This is a genomic window from Streptomyces sp. NPDC102451 (genome assembly GCF_044765485.1).
Lineage (GTDB): Bacteria > Actinomycetota > Actinomycetes > Streptomycetales > Streptomycetaceae > Streptomyces.
Genome location: NZ_JBIWKD010000001.1, coordinates 166460 through 182810, shown reverse-complemented (window position 1 = coordinate 182810; position 16351 = coordinate 166460). Strand labels below are relative to the sequence as shown.

The window sequence follows — 16351 nt, the reverse complement described above, 5'->3', positions numbered from 1 at the left end:
GGTCAGTGCTCCGTGGCCGCCGGGGCGGTGCGGCGCAGGCCGGTGACCTTGGATGCGGGCAGGCGTCCGGCCCTGGAGGTGCCGGCCAGGCTGTCCCCCGCGACCGTCACGTCGAAGGCCAGGTTCAGGCGCATGGGCCTGGTGACGGCCTGCTTCCAGGTGAGGCGGTCGCCGTCGAGGAGGACGTCGCGGAGCGGGACCTCCTCCCCCGTGCCGTGGGCGGCACCGGTCAGGAGGCCGTCCTCACGGCGGAGTTCGACGACGGCCTTGATCGTGCCGATGGGGGTGGAGACGGACAGGTCCCAGATGCCTTCGACGGGCATGTGCATTCTTCCTTCGGGTGGTGGTGCGGGGTGGGGGAACGGGCGCGGGTGCCCGTCAGAAGGCGGCGGCGACCGGCCCCCGGTCCCGCCAGACGATGCCGCGCCGCTCATGGGCGAACATCTCCTCGACCGCGTGGGCGATCCGGGGCCCCACCTCGCGCTCCAGGAGGTGGAGCGCCAGGTCGAGTCCGGAGGTGACACCGGCGCCGGTGACGACGTCGCCGTCGTCGACGACGCGCGCCCGTACCGCGTGGACACCGGTGGCGTCGAGCATGTCCAGGCCCATGTGGTGGGTGGTGGCGTGCCGGCCCTCCAGCAGGCCGGCCATGGCCAGGACGAGGGAGCCGCCGCACACCGCGCAGACGGTGACCTCGGGGTTGTCCATCGCCGCCTTCAGCAGCGCGGGCAGCTCGGTGGTCAGGGTGCGGCCCAGCAGCACCGGGATGGACTCGTCCTGCTGCCGCTCGCCGGCGCCGAAGTCGTGGCCGGGTACCTCGTCCGGTTCGCCGACACGGCCGGAGGCCCCGGGTACGAGGACCAGGCCGGGCCGTGCGGGGTCGAGACCCGCCGTGGCGCGCAGGGACAGGGACCCGGTGCCGCTGAGCACCTCGCGCGGCCCCTCGGCCGACACCAGCTCCACGCTCACCAGCCCGCCGGAGGCCGTGCCGCCGGCGTGGAGCACTTCGTACGGAGCGATGACGTCGAGGGGGTCGAACCCGTCGAACAGGATGATCTGGGCGTGCATGGGGAGGTCCTCAGGATCGGGCCGGCCCGGTCCTGCGCCGGGTTCGCTCCCGACGCTAATCGGGTGCGTCCCCGCCTCCCAGAGGCGTGAGTGCCAGGTCCCGACGGGAAAGTGCCAGGCCCGGCCGCACCTCTCCGAGCTGGAGGTCTTCGCTCCTCAGGCCGTGGCCGTTCCCCGGCGGAGGGGTACATTTGTGCCATGCATACCGTCGCGGTCCTCGCGCTGGACCAGGTGATCCCCTTCGACCTGTCCACCCCGATCGAGGTCTTCACCCGCACCCGCCTGCCCGACGGCCGCCCCGGGTACCAGATCCGGGTGTGCGCCGAGCGGCAGGAGACCGACGCGGGTTCCTTCACCCTGCGCGCGCCCTGGGGGCTGGAGGGCCTCGTCGGAGCGGACACGATCATCGTCCCCGGCACCGCCAACCCCACCGCCCCGCTCGCCCCCGCCGTCCGTGACGCACTGCGGGCCGCCGCCCGGGACGGCACGCGCATCGCCTCCATCTGCTCGGGCACGTTCACCCTGGCGGCCACGGGACTCCTGGACGGCCTGCGGGCCACCACGCACTGGGTGGCGGCCGGCCTCCTTGCCGCCACCCACCCGGACGTCGAGGTCGACCCCGCCGTCCTGTACGTCGACAACGGCCGGATCCTCACCTCGGCGGGAGCCGCCGCCGGCCTGGACCTGTGCCTGCACATGATCCGTAAGGACTACGGTTCCGCCGTCGCCGCCGACGCGGCCCGGCTGTCCGTGATGCCGCTGGAACGCGAGGGCGGACAGGCCCAGTTCATCGTCCACGACTACGCGCCCACCCCTCAGGGCGGCACCCTCGAACCTCTGCTCGGCTGGCTCCAGGACAACCTCGCCGACGACCTCACGCTGGCCGACATCGCGGCCCACGCCGGGGTCAGCACCCGGACACTGATCCGCCGTTTCCGCGAACAGACCGGTACGACACCCCTCCAGTGGCTCCACCGCGCCCGCATCCGCCAGGCCCAGCACCTCCTGGAGTCCACCCAGCACACGGTGGAACGCATCGGCGCGCAGGTCGGTTTCGGCTCCCCGACCGCTTTCCGTGACCGGTTCAGGAAGACGACCGGTGTCAGCCCGCACAGCTACCGCCGCGCGTTCGGCTGACCGCCCTGGGCCCCGTACGCCACCTGCCTACCGCCTCGTTTGCGCCACACGGCGCGAACGTGGCGCAAACACGCGTTGCCGCCCTGCCCCGTGACGCGCAGCCTTGAGCGCGGGAGCGCTCCCATGCGGGTTGCCCCCACAGCCCGGCCCCGCTCCTTCTCCAAGGAACCCCCCACCGCGTACAGGCACCACCGCCGTGCAAGCGCCCTCTTTCCTGGAGCCGACATGTACAGACGCCGCTGGACCGGATCCGTTCTGCTGCCCCTGTTGCTGGGCCTCCTACTGACGGCCCCCGCCACGTCTCCCGCCACCGCGGCGGCTGCCGCGCCGACCACCGAGAGGGCGGCGCGCGCCTCCTCCGTACCCCTGCCGTCGCTCAGCGCGACCACCACCCAGGTCGCCTCCGGGCTGAAGCGGCCCACCGCGATCGCCGCCCCCGACGACGGCACGGACCGGCTGTTCATCACCGAGAAGTCCGGCACCGTCCGCGTCTATCAGCCGGACACCGGTCTGGCCGCGACCCCGGTCATCGACATCAAGTCCTCGGTGGACGAGTCGGGCAACGAGCGCGGCCTGCTCGGGATCGCCGTCCCGCCCGACTTCGCCGAGAGCCAGGACCTGTATCTCGCGTACACGGCGCTGCCCGACGCCGCGGTCACCCTGGCCCGTTACCGGCTCGACGAGTCCCGCCTGGAGGTCCTGCTCTCCCAGCCGCACGCCGAGAACAGCAACCACAACGGCGGCCAGCTCGCGTTCGGCCCGGACGGCGATCTGTACTGGAGCATCGGCGACGGCGGCGGCTCCGCCGACCCGCTCCGCGCCGCGCAGCGGCTGGACACCCTGCTGGGCAAGGTCATGCGCATCGACGTGAGCCGCAACTGCGGCGAACTCGCCTACTGCGTACCCGCCGACAACCCCTTCGTGGGGACCCCGGGCGCCCGCGGGGAGATCTGGCTGTACGGCCTGCGCAACCCGTGGCGGTTCTCCTTCGACCGCGCCGACGGCTCGATGTGGATCGGCGACGTCGGCCAGGGCAGATGGGAGGAGATCGACCACCTCGCCCCCGGCCGGGGAGGGCTGAACCTCGGCTGGTCCTGCTACGAGGGCCTGGAGAAGTTCGAGGGCGGCGACTGCAAGGCCGGCGAGACGTACACCGAGCCCGTGTTCACGTACTCACCGTACACAGGCGGCTGTTCGGTCATAGGCGGTCACGTCTACCGGGGTGAGGAGTACGCGGACCTGGCCGGCGGCACGTACATCGCGACGGACTACTGCTCGTCCACGATCTGGGCGCTGCGCCCGGACGGCCGGGGCGGCTACGAGCAGGCGGAGATCGGGGAGATGCCCACCCAGGTGACGTCGATCGGGACGACCGTGGACGGGGAGTTCTACGTGGTCAACGACCTGCCCGGCGGACTGCACCGGGTGTCGTTCGCGCAGGAGGAACCGACCTGCCGGGTGGACCGCACCGTGACGGCCTGGGGTACGGGCGCGACGGTCGACCTCACCGTCACCAACACCGGCAGCACCCCCGTGAACGGCTGGACGCTCGAATTCCCGCTGACCCTCGGGCAGACCGTCGTCTCCGACTGGAACGCGGACCTGGCCCAGAGCGGCAACATGGTCAAGGCGGCCGACGCCGGGCACAACGCCACGATCGCTCCCGGCGCGAGCATCACCCTCGGCTATCTCGCCGACCACACCGGCGACCGGTCCTCACCGCCGCGCTTCCTGCTCAACGGGGACGCCTGCGCGATCGGCGACTGAGCCGGCCGGGCCACGGCGGTGCGGGCCTCCGGGAGCCCGCGCCGCCGCGGGGTGCGGTCACCGCTGCTCGGCCAGGTCCTCCTCCAGGGCGTGCGCCGCGGCGTTCAGGGTGGCGACCAGGGGCTGGAGGCGGTGCGGGTCGTAGCGCATGGCGGGCATGGACACCGACAGACCCGCCACCGCCGTGCCGTCCCGGTCACGCACCGGCACACCGACGGCGACGAGCCCGCGCTCGGACCGCCCCTGGTTGACGGCGAACCCGTTGCGGCGCAGACGCCTCAGATCGGTACGCAGCCGGGAGAGATCGGGGAGCTCCCCCGGACGGTCCCGATAGCGCTCGGGTGCGTAGAGCTCGTCCAGTTCACCGTCGGGCAGATCGGCGAGCAGCAGGAGTCCCGCCGTGGTGCGGGCGGCGGGGAACACCATGCCCTCCCGCGATCCGACCCGCAGGGCCTGCCGGCACTCGACACTGGCGATGAACCTGGCCGTGTCCCCGGTGCGCACGATCAGGTTCGTGGTCTCGTCCAGGAGGCCGACGACCCGGTGCAGATGGGGCATGGCCACCCCGCGCAGCCGTGACACCAGGGACTGGGAGTGCGCGGCGAGTTCCAGCACCGGTCCCGCGCGGTAGGCGCGGCTCTCGTCCTGCACGGCGAAGTCCCGGTAGACGAGCATGGCCAGGATCCGGTGGGCGGTCGACCTGGCGACGCCCAGCCGCTCGGCGATCCCGGCCACGGTCGCACCCCCCTCCATCTGCAGGATGGTCGCCGCCCGCAGGGCGTGGTCCACGCTGGCGATGGGGTAGGGCGGGGGCGTCTTGAATTCCTTGTCCATGGCGACCGTCCTCGTGAAGATTCTGCTCTCCAGAATCCATATGTTCTCATGTGCGGACCGGTGCACGCTGAGCCCCGTGACTACATCACCCGTCTCCCAGAACTCCGCCACGGATTCCCCGGTCCAGCTCCAGGCCGTCTCCGGCGAGGGGCAGCCCGAGGTCACCCCGGCGCTCGAAGAGCTGTACCGCGGCTTCGAACAGGAACTCCTCGTCCCGCTGTGGACCGAGATCGGCGACCTGATGCCGGCCCACCCGCGCTCGCGCGCCGTACCGCACGTGTGGCGCTGGGAGCGGCTGCGGGAGCTGGCCGCGCAGGCCGGGGAACTGGTCCCGGTCGGCCGCGGCGGCGAGCGCCGCGCGATCGCGCTGGCCAATCCGTCCCTCGGCGGCCGGCCGTTCGCCACCCCCACCCTGTGGGCAGCCATCCAGTATCTGATGCCCGGCGAGGACGCCCCCGAGCACCGGCACACCCAGCACGCCTTCCGCTTCGTCGTCGAGGGCTCGGGTGTGTGGACGGTCGTCGGCGGCGACCCCGTACCGATGAACCGCGGCGACTTCCTCCCGCAGGCCGGCTGGAACTGGCACGCCCACCACAACGCCACGTCCGAGCCGATGGCCTGGATCGACGGCCTGGACATCCCCTTCCAGTACGTCACCGAGGCGCAGTTCTTCGAGTTCGGCCGCGACGGGATCAGCGACGCCGAGCGGACCACGCCGGAGCGTTCGCGCTCCGAGCGCCTGTGGGCCCACCCCGGTCTGCGCCCGCTGTCGGCCGCCCCGGTGTCCCCGGGCAGCCCGCTGCTCTCCTACAAGTGGGCGCACACCGACGCCGCCCTGGCCGACCAGCTCCTGCTGGAGAAGGAGGGCTTCGGAGGCACCGTCGAGCACGGCCACGCGGCGGTGCGCTACTCCGACCCGCACGACGGCTCCGACGTCCTGCCCACCGTCCGGGCCGAGTTCCACCGCATCGTCCGCGGCGCCGAGACCGCGCCGGTGCGTGAGACCGGTTCGTCCGTCTACCAGGTCTTCGACGGCTCCGGCGTGGTGACCGTCGGCGACAGGTCCTGGACGGTCGCCCGCGGCGACCTGTTCACCGTCCCGTCCTGGGAGCCGTTCTCCGCAAGGTCCGAGGCCGGCGCGACCGACTCCGACGGGGGCGGCCTCGACCTCTTCCGATTCTCCGACGCGCCCGTCTTCGAGGCGCTCAAGCTCAACCGCACCCAGAAGGACGCCTGAACATGAAGCTCGCCACCATCCGCACCGCCGACGGGACCCGCGCGGTCCGCCTCGACGGCGACGTCCACGTCGACCTCGGGTACGCCGACCTGGGCGAGCTGTTCGCCGGGGCCGACTGGCGGGACAGGGCCGCCACCGCGTCCGGCACCACCTACCCGGCCGAGGGCGCGGACTTCGCGCCGGTCGTCCCCAACCCGTCCAAGGTCGTCTGCGTCGGCCACAACTACACGAACCACATCAAGGAGATGGGCCGGGACCTGCCGGACTACCCGACCCTCTTCCCGAAGTTCGCCGAGACGCTGCTGGGCGCGGGCGACGACATCGTCAAGCCGCCCGAGACCGAGGCGTTCGACTGGGAGGTCGAGCTGGCCGTCGTGGTCGGCAGCACGGTGCGCCGCGCCGACGAGCAGCAGGCGGCCGACGCCATCGCCGGATTCACCGTCATGAACGACATCTCGGTGCGCGACTGGCAGTTCCGCACCATCGAGTGGACCCAGGGCAAGATCTGGGAGGCCACCACCCCGGTCGGCCCGTACGTCGTCACCCCCGACGAGGTCGGCGGCGTGCGCCCCGCGCTCCAGGTCAGGACGGTCGTCGACGGCCAGGTCATGCAGCAGGACGACACCGGCACGCTGCTGTTCGACCCGGTCTTCCTGGTCCAGTACATCTCCACCGTCATCACCCTGAACCCCGGCGACATCATCGCCACCGGCACCCCCGCAGGTGTGGGCAACGCCCGCGACCCCAAGGTCTTCCTCCTCCCCGGCCAGAGCGTGACCACCGAGATCACCGGCCTCGGCTCCTGCACCAACAAGGTGGTCGCGGCATGACGGACAGCACCCGGACACTCGCCGAGGCGCGCGAGTGGGCGCGCACGGGCACACGGCTGGTGCTCGACGCCGTCGCGGACCTCGACGAGGCCGCCTTCTCGGCCGACAGCGTGCTGCCGGGGTGGACCCGTAAGCACCTCGCCGCGCACGTCGCCGCCAACGCCGACGCGCTGTGCAACCTGGTGCACTGGGCTGCCACCGGCGAGGAGACACCGATGTACGCCTCCGCCGACGAGCGCGCCGCCGGCATCGCCAAGGGGCCGGACCTGACCGCGGACGAGCTCCGGGCCTGGCTGGCCGGCTCGGCGCGGAAGCTCGCGGAGGGCCTGGACGAACTCACCGACGGCCAGTGGGAGAGCAAGGTCGTCACCGCGCAGGGCCGGACCGTCCCCGCCACCGAGCTGCCCTGGATGCGGTCCCGCGAGGCCTGCGTCCACGCGGTCGACTTCGGCACCGGCGTCTCCTTCGCCGACCTCCCCGAGGGCTTCCTGACCGCGCTGGCCGACGAGATCGGCACCAAGCGCGGGCTGACCGAGCTGCCCGACGGCCTCCTCCCCCAGGTCACCGCCTGGCTGGCCGGCCGGCCCCACACCCTTGCCGACGCTCCCGAGCTCGGCCCGTGGCTCTGAGGAGTGAGAAGCATGTCCAACCCTGATGTGATCATCGTCGGCGGCGGCATCGGCGGCCTCGGCGCGGCGTTCTCGCTGACCCGCCAGGGCCTGAGCGTCCGGCTGCTGGAGAGCGCCCCCGCCTTCGGCGAGGTCGGCGCCGGCATCCAGCTCGCCCCCAACTGCACCCGCATCCTCGACGACTACGGCCTGCTCGACGAGGCCAAGAGCCTCGGCGTCGTACCGGACGCGATGGTGATGCGCGACGCGGTCGACGGTGACGAACTGACCCGGCTCGACCTGCGCGACCTGGAGAAGCGCTACGGCTACCCGTACATGGTGATCCACCGCAGCGACCTGCACGGGCTGCTGCTGCGCGCCTGCGAGCGGGCCGGCGTCGAGCTGGTCAACGACGCCCGGGTGGTGTCGTACGAGAACACCGAGGGCGGAGCCGCCGTCACGCTCGCCTCCGGCGAGGTCCACGAGGCGGGCCTGGTCCTCGCGGCCGACGGCCTGCACTCGGCCGCGCGCAAGCTGCTCGTCGACGACGAGCCCGTCTCCTCGGCGTACGTCGCCTACCGCGGCACCGTGCCCGCCGAGCAGCCGCGGGTCCAGGGCCTCGACCTCAGCGAGGTCGTGGTGCACGTCGGGCCGAGGTGCCACTTCGTCCACTACGGACTGCGCGGCGGCGAACTCCTCAACCAGGTCGCCGTCTTCGAGTCCCCCAGGGCCGTCGCCGGCGAGGAGGACTGGGGCACCCCGGACGAACTCGACCACGCCTTCGCCGGGACCTGCGACTTCGTCCAGGAGGGCCTGCCCTTCATGTGGCGGGAGAAGTGGTGGCGGATGTTCGACCGCGAGCCGATCATGAACTGGGTGCACGGCCGGATCGCGCTGCTCGGCGACTCGGCGCACCCCCCGCTCCAGTACATCGCGCAGGGCGCGATCATGGCGATCGAGGACGGCTGGGTGCTCGGCGAGCACGTCGCGCGCAACCGCGCCGCCGACGGCTCCGTCGACTGGGACGCCGCGCTCTTCGCCTACGAGGCGGTCCGCCCCGAGCACTGCCGCCGGGTGCTCACCACCTCCCGTGCGTGGGGCGAGCTGTGGCACCTCGACGGTGTCGCCCGCGAACAGCGCAACGCGCTGCTGCGGGCCCGTGAGACGTACGACTACGGGTTCGTGGACTGGCTGTACGGTCCGACCGCCCTGACCGTGGACGAGGAGCCCCCGATGTTCACACCGGTCCCGCTGTCCTCGGCCGTCGTGGGGACCACGGACACCGCGTTGGCGACGGCGGGCAGCGCCACGGCGTAGGCGACGCGCGGCACCCGCACCCCGTTCGGACGGTCGAAGGACCTCCGGGCGGGGCGCTGCCGTCAGCTGGGCCGGCACGCAGTGGAGCGCCGCCTCACCCGCCGACTCTGCCGGCACAATGGGCGAGGCGGAGTCCGCACGCGCCGAAGCGGAGTACTCCCGTCTGAACCGACGCCTCCACCAACACGTGCGGACAATCGCCCGGCAGCCCATTCTGTCCGGATTCGTCGACGCCCTCGTCTACCCCCTGGTCATGCGGCAGTGGCGTGACCTCACCCGAAGTCACCCACGGGCGAACCCACTGAACGAGCACCGCACCATCCTGGCGACGCCGCGGACCCGCAACCCAGATGCCGCCGCCGCGATGCGGCACCATCTCGCCTCCGGCATTTTCGAGTGCATGAGCGCCGGGGCCCTCTCCGGTTCACCGGGAGAGAACCTCCTGCGGGAGGTAGAGGGGCATGGAGTCCTCCCACTGGCTGTCGGTCAGCATCTTCTTGTCGGATCCGTCGGCCTTCATGCTGAAGACCTGACCGTAGGGCTGGAAGGTGTTGTCATAGAGCGCCGCCTCCTCCCGGAAGCCGTACATGCCGCTGCTGTACAGAATGCGTCCGTCGTAGTTCCAGACGGCGTGACCGTCGTTCGCGCCGGTGCTTGTCAGCACCCTCAGGCCACTCCCGTCCGGGCGGATGGTGCACACGTCGAAGTTGGTCGCACTCGTCTTGCGGGTGAAGAGGATCAGCTTGCCGTCCGGCGACCAGTCCGGCAGGTTGTCGGACTCCGTGGTCAGTACCGTTGTCGCCCTGGTGGAAAGATCGAGGACGCGCAGTCCGTTGTCCTCGCCCCACACCCGGTACACGACGCGGTTCCCGTCGGCGGAGTAACTGGGAAAGCCGGCGTTGGTGGTGCTGTCCGTGAGCGCTTCCAGGGCCGAACCGTCGCTGCGCACCCTCATCACCGTGGCCGTGGTCTCCGCGCGTTCCTGGAACCATCCGCCCAGGCCGAACGCGATCCACTGGCCGTCCGGCGACCACGCCGGCCGGAAGGCGCCGGCCAGTCCCTTGGCGACCATGGCCGGGTCGAGTCCGCTGGCTGCGGTATCGAAGACGACCGTGACGTCCGAACCATCCGGATTCATGGTGACGATCGAGGACTTACCGGAACCGGTCTGCTTCTCCGTGAGTGCGATCCGGCCCTGCGACGAGATGATGGGGAACACGTCACAGAATCGGTAGTCCCAGTCCGCGTCCCAGCTGTAGAGCGGCGCGTCGAGGGCGCGCGTGGTGAAGCCGACCTTCTCGTAGATCACCGACCGGCCGTCCGGTGACCAGACCGGCGAGCGCAGCGCCCGCTTGACGGACGGCAACGTGCCCGACGCGTAGGCCAGCCCCTCATTCGCACCGCCCTTGACGAGATAGCCGATCTCGGTGGCGTTGACGTACTGAGGGGCGACCTTCAGGTCGGGGCCCGAGGTGTGTGCGACCCGATCGGTACCGGTCGCGACGTCGACCGAGACGATCTGGGATTCGACGATCCCGATGGCTTCGGGGCGGTGCGCTCCCCAGGTGCCTTCGGTAGTGATCTCGTAGTAGACGATCCTGGCGCCGTCCGGCGACCACTTCGGTGAACCCAGGCAGTAGCCCGGCTTCGTCACCACCTGGCGGAACCCGGTGCCGTCGCGCTTCATGACGTAGATGCTCAATTCCTGGGTGTGTTCCCAGCCGTGGCCGTCATTGTGCCCACGCCACGTCGTGTTGCGGTCGCTGGAAAAGGCGATCCATTGCCCGTCGGGTGACCAGGAGGGGCGGAAGTGGCCGTCAGGGCTGGAGGGATCGCCGGCCAAGGCCGCGGTGCCGGTCAGGTTGGTCAGCTTCTGGGTACCCAGGTCGAGCAGCCAGATCTGAGAGAGATGGTCTGCCGAGCGGGTGGAGGCGAAGGCGAGCGTCTTTCCGTCCGGCGACACGGCGGCGGCGTCATCCATGGCCGGGCCCCCGACCAGAGACTGGATTCCCACCCCTTGGCCCGATCCGTTAAGACTGGCCCAGTAGATGCAGGAGTTACCGTCGCCGGTCCGCTCCGAGGTGAAGAACACCTTCTTGCCGTCGGCAGAGAAGGCGGCGTGACGGTCGTATGCCCCGCTCTCCAGCAGCCGGCGCTCATTGGAGCCGTCGGCATCGGCGATGTACAGGGTCGAGGACGACGGCCCGATCCGGTTCATCAGCATCACACCCTTCTTGCCCGAGGCAGCTGCGGCCACGGCGAAGGACTTGGGCATGAACGCAGCGCCGGCGACGGCTGCACCGGCCGTGAGAAACACTCGACGCTTCATGTCAGGGGACATCGGTGTCTGGGTCCTTTCGTTGTCGGCGGGCGTGCGGCTCCGGAGGACATCGCCTCGCACGACGGGATCGTCGGCTTTCACAGAGGGCTCCACGTCCCTCGCGGCCACTGCTCAGAACGTTCCCGCGAGGGCTGCTCGGCTTGTTGGTCACACGCGTCCGCCGCATGGATTGTCGAACAAGTTGGGCGTGACCGTAACACCGAGAAAATTCACTCACAAGGGTATGCACCAAAAACGCAGAGGCCAGCGGAAGATTCACCACCAAGGCCAGCAAATTTTGTCGGACAATCAAGCCGACCGGTTCACTGCTTCACCGCCCCAGGGGACAGGCCGGCCCAGCACCCTCACCGGTTCGCACGACGCCGTGTCACCCCAGGTACGCGTTGGTCCAGTCGCCCGTCGTGATCTCAGCGTCTTCCGGCAGACCACCCAGTTCGTCAACGAAGTGAAAAGTCTCCCGCCAGTCATGGGCGTTCATGTTCGCGAAGAGGGGGTACTCAGCCTCCTCGATACTTGCTTTCACCACCGGGGCCGGGACGCCGGGCAGAGCCTTCCCTGCCACCGCCACGACGGAAGGGTCATCCATGTGCGCAACCAGATAGGACGCACCCTCCCGCACGGCAGCCATGAAATTCTTGACCGTGGCCGTGTGCTGACTCGCGTAGTTCTTATCGGTCACCACGACCTGCCCGTAGCCGGCGTAGCCGCTGGACCACTCGACCACCTTTTCCGAATTGGCCACCACGACACCGCCGCCAGCGTGCTGGATCTGCAGCGGGAGCGGCTCCGAGGTGAGGAACCAGTCGATCCTGCCGTTGCCGAGCGCGGCCTCATCCGCGCTGGGGCTGGGTAGCGACACCCAGCTGACGTCCTTGGGATCGACTTCCCAGGCCTTGAGGAAGATTCCCGCCTCGGCCTTCGTGTTGGCCGAGCTGAAACCACCGGTCGAACCCTCCAGCGCCTTGGCCACCTCGCCCGGCGGGGACTCGGCGGTCAGCGCGTGCCGCTTGGCGAATTCCTTGCTCACGACAAGGCCGAGCGGGTTTCCGAGACCGTCCACGCCGACCGCGACCAGCGGAAGCCCCTTCGCTACGCCCCCCAGAAAGCTCGTGGGGCTGGAATTGAGGAACTGCAGGGTGCCCGATTTCAGGGAAGGCGTCCCCGTGGCGGCCGTTACCTGGACGAATTCGACCTTCAACCCATGCTTGCTGAAGTACCCTTCCGCGTCCGCCACTCGGAGTGGAACGTCGAAGACGTTGCCCGCAACGCCGACGGTCACCGTGCCCGTCCCATCCGCCTCGGAGCTCTCGCACGCCGTCAGCAGAGCAGAACCAACTACCAGGGCCGTCGCGAGCACGACCGCCCGGCTGCCGGTGGCCACCGGCGACAGGCCACCCGCAGAGGCCTGGAAGTGTCTGTGGTGAAGCTTCATGGTCTTTTCCTGTCGCCTGTCCTGAGAGGCGGTTCCGTCCGCACGGACGGCACCCACGTCAAAGTTGGTCGCCCGCGTCCACGGCTGAAGAGGAGCGGGTTGACACCGCTGCCCGGGGTTCGTTCGTTCTCGACGGATGTGCAGCCTCGGAGACCATCACCTCGCACGACGCGACCGTCTCGGCCCCACCGGAGGGCCCCTGAGGGACTCCCGGGCAATGCTCAGCACGCCTCCGAGGGGCTACTCGATTCGTTTGTCACACGCACCCAGTGCATGGATTGTCGAACAAAGCGCGCCTGACCGTAACACCGAGAAAATCCCCACACAAGGAATCCTGCAAGAACGCGGCGACGGCACATCAGAAGGGGGCACATCCTGTCCGACAATCAGCGCCCATCGAGGCGGCAAAGGCCCCACCCCCCTTGGGCGCGCGGGCTCGTTAGACTCGTGACGTCATGGAGCCGAGGGTTCAAGGTGTGTAGAGCGATGGCCGGGGACGACGGGACGACGCTGGCGAGACTTCGTACGGTCACGATGTGGCTGTCACGGCAGATGCGTGAGCCGGCCGCTGTAGAGACGTCGATAACGCCGTCGCGTCACTCCACCCTGTGGGCGGTCGACACGTTCGGTCCACTGCGGATGACCGACCTCGCACGTCTGGAGAAGATCAGCAAGTCGTCGGTCACGCGCATCGTGGGCAACCTTTCGGCGGACGGTCTGGTCGAAGTCGCCCCGGACGCGAACGACGGCCGGTCCACGCTCGTCCGCATGACACCCGAGGGCAGGGATGTCCTCGCGGCGACCTCCGAGCGCACCGACACGTTCTTCCTCTCCCGGATCGCCACCTTCTCGGAGGCCGAGAAGGTGATGCTCGAGGCCGCCGTGATGCTGCTGGAACGGCTGGTCACTCCCGTCGACGGGCAACAGCCGGACGAGCCGGAGCCCCGCGGGACCGGATCCTGAAGCAGTACCTAGTTGTTTCAACTCGGTACTTTATTTTGACACTCGACGCACCGGCCGATGAAGCGGTCCGCCATCCGACGTGCACCCACATCGCCCTCCGATGAGCCCAACCGCCCAGTCCTGCCCACATGATCGGGCGCTCCGCCGGAACCTTGCCCCCTGTGCACCCATGGATTACCGTTCGCCACACGATCTCCCCTCGTGCAACTAGTACCGCAACAGAACTTTCATCGAGTCCGGCGAGCCGCGACTCCTTCCCGGCTCCGGCACCCGTCGGAGTCGGGTGATCCGGAAGGGAGCTTCATGCTGTCCCTTCGGCCGCGAGCCGTCGGCGCCACGCGCTTGAGCAGCTTCACCTCACTCAGGATCCGCAACTACCGCTTGTACATGCTCGGCCAGTCGATCTCAGTGGCCGGCAACTGGATGCAGAGCATTGCTGTGGGCTGGCTGGCGCTGCAGCTCACGCACAGTGGGACGATGCTCGGCATCGTCACGGGCGCCCGTTACCTGCCCATCCTGCTCCTGGGGGCCTGGGGCGGTCTGGTGGTGGACCGGCACGACCGTCGCCGACTGCTCACCTTCACGCAGATCTGCTTCGCCGCGCAGGCCGCGCTGCTGACCGTGCTGTCGTGGGCCGACCTGGTGGGGCTTCCGCTGCTCGTCGCGTTCATGCTCATGCTCGGCTTCGTCAACGTCTTCGACAGTCCCGCACGCCAGAGCCTGATCAGTGAACTGGTCGACCCCGAGCACCTGCCCAACGCGATCGCCATCAACTCCACACTCGTCAACACCGCGAAGCTTGTCGGGCCGGGCCTCGCCGGAGCCATCATCGCCACCCTTGGGGTGGCCCCGTGCTTCGCGCTCGACACCCTGTCCTTCCTGGCAGTCATCGTCAGCCTCCGCGCCCTGCGCGCGGCCGACATGCGTCCCAGCGAGCCCGAGGTACGGGCGAGGGGGCAGATCCGTGCCGGCCTCGCCTACATCTGCCGCACGCCCGAACTGCTGCGGCCCATGGTCATGGTGTACGTGACGGGCATCCTGACCTGGGAGTTCCCAGTGACCCTCCCGCTCTTCACCACCTCGGTACTGCACGCAGGCCCCGCAGGGTTCGGTGCCGCAACGGCCTTCATGAGCGCCGGCGCGATCCTGGGCGGGTTCATAGCTGTCAGGCGCCCCCGGGTGACCACACGGTCCCTGTCGGTGTCGGTGGCGATCTGGGGGGCTTTGATCTGCGTCGCCGCCCTGGCGCCAAACCTCCCACTGGCGCTGGCCGCACTGGTACTCGTCGGCTCCGGCTCGATCACGTTCAATTCAGGGGCCAAGACCCTCCTGCAGGTGGCAGCCGCGCCACAGATGCGAGGGCGTGTGGTGTCCATATGGTCGATCGGCTGGATGGGCGGCACCGTCATCGGCGCGCCGGTCGTCGGGGCGGTCGCGACCGTAGGAGGGCCGCGCAGCGCCCTTCTCCTCGGCGGGCTTGCCGCGGCGGCGGTGGGATTCGTCATGCTCGCCCTGCCTTCTGAGCGGCGCGACATTGCCGGGCCCGACGGTCAGTGACAGTCGGGCCCGGCAATGCCGGTGATCAGAAGCGGCCGTGCGATGAACGAATGCCGATGCAGTCGGGGTTGGGGACGGATACGGAGGTACCGGTGTCCGTGAGGCGTCCGGATCGCGGGTCCACACGGAACAGGTTGACCGTACTGCTGACCTCGTTCGCGACGAACAGCCACCGCCCGTCGGGGTGCAGCGAGAAGCTCCACGGTGTAACGCCGCCGCAGGGCAGGCGTTGCGCCTCGGTGAGCAGGCCGGTGCTCGGGTCGACGGAGAAGACGACCAGGGAGTTGTCGCCACGGTTGGAGACATAGACGTGACGGCCGTCCCTGCTGACGGCTAGTTCGGCGGCGCTGGTCGTCCCGGTATGGCCCGGTGCGTTCGTCGTCAGGAGCTGGCGGGACGTCAGTGTGCCCCTTCTCCCGTCCCACCCCAGAACCTCGATGTCCGCGGTCAGTTCGTTCAGCAGATAGACCCACCGACCGTCCGGGTGGAAGGCCAACCGCCGAGGTCCCGACCCGGCCGCGGTCGCATACGAGCCGGGGCCGTCCGGGGTCCCGGCGGACATCCGGTGCGTGGCCCGGTCGTAGTCGTAGACGAACACCCGGTCGGCACCGAAGTCCGCCACGAGGGTGAACCTCCCACCCGGGTCGACGACGACATGGTGCGGGTGCGGTCCTGCTTGTCGCGGATTGGGGCCGGAACCGGTGTCATGTACGCGAGACGCTACGGCCTCGAGCCCCCCGGGCACGCCGACCGGAACCGTCGCTGCGGAACCCGCCGAGAAGTCGGCGACCAGCAGTGTGTCCGCCCGGTCGTTCAGCCCGATGTACGACAGCCCGCCGCTGACGCCCGGGGCCTCCTGTGCTTGGATCTCACCGGTCTGCCTGAGTGATCCCGTGGCGTCGTCGATACGGAAGACGCGGATGGCGCCGCCCTGCTCACCGGCCGCGACGTAGAGGACCGGGCGGGTCGGATGGACCACGAGCCAGTTCGAACTGACCTCGGCCACCGACCCGAGGGGTGTCATGGACCCGCGGGCAGGGTCGAAGCGTACGGCGTGCACCTGGTTCCGGCCCCAGGTGCCGATGTAGAGCAGGTCGTCGGACCGGTACGGCGTGGCCTCGGCCGACGCGGCGGAGAGCAGGGGTACCGCTGCCCCGGTCGACGCCGTGATGGCTGCCAGCACGGTTCTGCGGGAGGGCCTCCCGGATGACGGCAGCCCGTCACCCTGGGCAGTGCGCAGGGTTTCATTCATCGAGGGAT

The 16351-nt window shown here is 69.8% G+C and carries 14 protein-coding genes and 1 pseudogene; 9 read left to right on the top strand and 6 right to left on the bottom strand.

Going from position 1 to position 16351, the window contains the following annotated elements; all coding sequences use genetic code 11:
• Positions 1–2: 2 nt before the first annotated feature.
• Together ACIRD8_RS00810 and ACIRD8_RS00805 are read right to left on the bottom strand one after the other, a co-directional pair.
• Positions 3–323 carry a hypothetical protein gene (locus ACIRD8_RS00810; protein WP_403984585.1) on the bottom strand — a complete coding sequence of 107 codons (321 nt, stop codon included), beginning with the start codon at positions 321–323 and terminating at the stop codon, positions 3–5.
• 55 nt (positions 324–378) lie between these two features.
• Positions 379–1068 (bottom strand): DJ-1/PfpI family protein, encoded by a 690-nt coding sequence (locus ACIRD8_RS00805; protein WP_403984583.1) that lies wholly within the window; start codon positions 1066–1068, stop codon positions 379–381.
• Between the two features lie 198 nt (positions 1069–1266).
• Here ACIRD8_RS00805 and ACIRD8_RS00800 point away from each other — a divergent pair, with 198 nt between their 5' ends.
• Together ACIRD8_RS00800 and ACIRD8_RS00795 are read left to right on the top strand one after the other, a co-directional pair.
• The gene (locus ACIRD8_RS00800) at positions 1267–2205 is read left to right on the top strand and encodes a GlxA family transcriptional regulator (RefSeq protein ID WP_403984580.1); all 939 of its coding nucleotides are present in this window, start codon (positions 1267–1269) and stop codon (positions 2203–2205) included.
• Positions 2206–2430: 225 nt separating this feature from the next.
• Positions 2431–3972, top strand: a complete 1542-nt coding sequence (locus ACIRD8_RS00795) for a PQQ-dependent sugar dehydrogenase (RefSeq protein ID WP_403984578.1) — start codon at positions 2431–2433, stop codon at positions 3970–3972.
• Positions 3973–4029: 57 nt separating this feature from the next.
• On the opposite strand, the gene ACIRD8_RS00790 is transcribed toward ACIRD8_RS00795, so the two are convergent.
• Entirely contained in the window at positions 4030–4806 is a 777-nt protein-coding gene (locus tag ACIRD8_RS00790; RefSeq protein WP_403984576.1) for an IclR family transcriptional regulator, read from the bottom strand.
• Between the two features lie 76 nt (positions 4807–4882).
• Between ACIRD8_RS00790 and ACIRD8_RS00785 the strand changes: the two genes are divergently transcribed.
• From ACIRD8_RS00785 to ACIRD8_RS00765, 5 genes and pseudogenes are all read left to right on the top strand, one after another.
• Positions 4883–6043: a cupin domain-containing protein gene (locus tag ACIRD8_RS00785; RefSeq protein WP_403984574.1), complete on the top strand. Its 1161-nt coding sequence runs from the start codon at positions 4883–4885 to the stop codon at positions 6041–6043.
• A gap of 2 nt (positions 6044–6045) precedes the next feature.
• Positions 6046–6873: a fumarylacetoacetate hydrolase family protein gene (locus tag ACIRD8_RS00780; protein WP_403984572.1), complete on the top strand. Its 828-nt coding sequence runs from the start codon at positions 6046–6048 to the stop codon at positions 6871–6873.
• A complete protein-coding gene (locus ACIRD8_RS00775) occupies positions 6870–7502 on the top strand; it encodes a maleylpyruvate isomerase family mycothiol-dependent enzyme (protein ID WP_403984570.1) in 633 nt (210 codons plus the stop codon). Before ACIRD8_RS00780 ends, ACIRD8_RS00775 begins: the two co-directional genes overlap by 4 nt.
• 12 nt (positions 7503–7514) lie before the next feature.
• A complete protein-coding gene (locus ACIRD8_RS00770) occupies positions 7515–8798 on the top strand; it encodes an FAD-dependent monooxygenase (protein WP_403984568.1) in 1284 nt (427 codons plus the stop codon).
• A 118-nt stretch (positions 8799–8916) separates the two neighbouring features.
• A pseudogene (locus ACIRD8_RS00765) lies at positions 8917–9168 on the top strand (FCD domain-containing protein); the annotation flags it as partial.
• A 54-nt stretch (positions 9169–9222) separates the two neighbouring features.
• Here ACIRD8_RS00765 and ACIRD8_RS00760 read toward each other — a convergent pair.
• Both ACIRD8_RS00760 and ACIRD8_RS00755 read right to left on the bottom strand, forming a co-directional pair.
• A complete protein-coding gene (locus ACIRD8_RS00760) occupies positions 9223–11220 on the bottom strand; it encodes a hypothetical protein (RefSeq protein WP_403984566.1) in 1998 nt (665 codons plus the stop codon).
• Positions 11221–11506: 286 nt separating this feature from the next.
• On the bottom strand, positions 11507–12571 hold the full coding sequence (locus ACIRD8_RS00755; protein WP_403984564.1) for an ABC transporter substrate-binding protein: 1065 nt from the start codon (positions 12569–12571) through the stop codon (positions 11507–11509).
• Between the two features lie 486 nt (positions 12572–13057).
• On the opposite strand from ACIRD8_RS00755, the gene ACIRD8_RS00750 reads away from it, so the two are divergent.
• Both ACIRD8_RS00750 and ACIRD8_RS00745 read left to right on the top strand, forming a co-directional pair.
• On the top strand, positions 13058–13534 hold the full coding sequence (locus ACIRD8_RS00750) for a MarR family winged helix-turn-helix transcriptional regulator (protein WP_403984562.1): 477 nt from the start codon (positions 13058–13060) through the stop codon (positions 13532–13534).
• Positions 13535–13837: 303 nt separating this feature from the next.
• The gene (locus tag ACIRD8_RS00745; protein ID WP_403984560.1) at positions 13838–15091 is read left to right on the top strand and encodes an MFS transporter; all 1254 of its coding nucleotides are present in this window, start codon (positions 13838–13840) and stop codon (positions 15089–15091) included.
• 25 nt (positions 15092–15116) lie between these two features.
• Here ACIRD8_RS00745 and ACIRD8_RS00740 read toward each other — a convergent pair whose 3' ends face one another.
• Positions 15117–16343: a lactonase family protein gene (locus tag ACIRD8_RS00740; RefSeq protein WP_403984558.1), complete on the bottom strand. Its 1227-nt coding sequence runs from the start codon at positions 16341–16343 to the stop codon at positions 15117–15119.
• Between the last annotated feature and the right edge of the window lie 8 nt (positions 16344–16351).

Excerpts from the sequence above, each read along its gene's own strand:
- ACIRD8_RS00775 (WP_403984570.1), top strand. The coding sequence starts at position 6,870 with ATGACGGACAGCACCCGGACACTCGCCGAGGCGCGCGAGTGGGCGCGC.
- ACIRD8_RS00800 (WP_403984580.1), top strand. The coding sequence starts at position 1,267 with ATGCATACCGTCGCGGTCCTCGCGCTGGACCAGGTGATCCCCTTCGAC.
- ACIRD8_RS00745 (WP_403984560.1), top strand. The coding sequence starts at position 13,838 with ATGCTGTCCCTTCGGCCGCGAGCCGTCGGCGCCACGCGCTTGAGCAGC.
- ACIRD8_RS00805 (WP_403984583.1), bottom strand. The coding sequence starts at position 1,068 with ATGCACGCCCAGATCATCCTGTTCGACGGGTTCGACCCCCTCGACGTC.
- ACIRD8_RS00740 (WP_403984558.1), bottom strand. The coding sequence starts at position 16,343 with ATGAATGAAACCCTGCGCACTGCCCAGGGTGACGGGCTGCCGTCATCC.
- ACIRD8_RS00750 (WP_403984562.1), top strand. The coding sequence starts at position 13,058 with ATGGCCGGGGACGACGGGACGACGCTGGCGAGACTTCGTACGGTCACG.
- ACIRD8_RS00790 (WP_403984576.1), bottom strand. The coding sequence starts at position 4,806 with ATGGACAAGGAATTCAAGACGCCCCCGCCCTACCCCATCGCCAGCGTG.
- ACIRD8_RS00780 (WP_403984572.1), top strand. The coding sequence starts at position 6,046 with ATGAAGCTCGCCACCATCCGCACCGCCGACGGGACCCGCGCGGTCCGC.
- ACIRD8_RS00755 (WP_403984564.1), bottom strand. The coding sequence starts at position 12,571 with ATGAAGCTTCACCACAGACACTTCCAGGCCTCTGCGGGTGGCCTGTCG.
- ACIRD8_RS00795 (WP_403984578.1), top strand. The coding sequence starts at position 2,431 with ATGTACAGACGCCGCTGGACCGGATCCGTTCTGCTGCCCCTGTTGCTG.
- ACIRD8_RS00770 (WP_403984568.1), top strand. The coding sequence starts at position 7,515 with ATGTCCAACCCTGATGTGATCATCGTCGGCGGCGGCATCGGCGGCCTC.
- ACIRD8_RS00810 (WP_403984585.1), bottom strand. The coding sequence starts at position 323 with ATGCCCGTCGAAGGCATCTGGGACCTGTCCGTCTCCACCCCCATCGGC.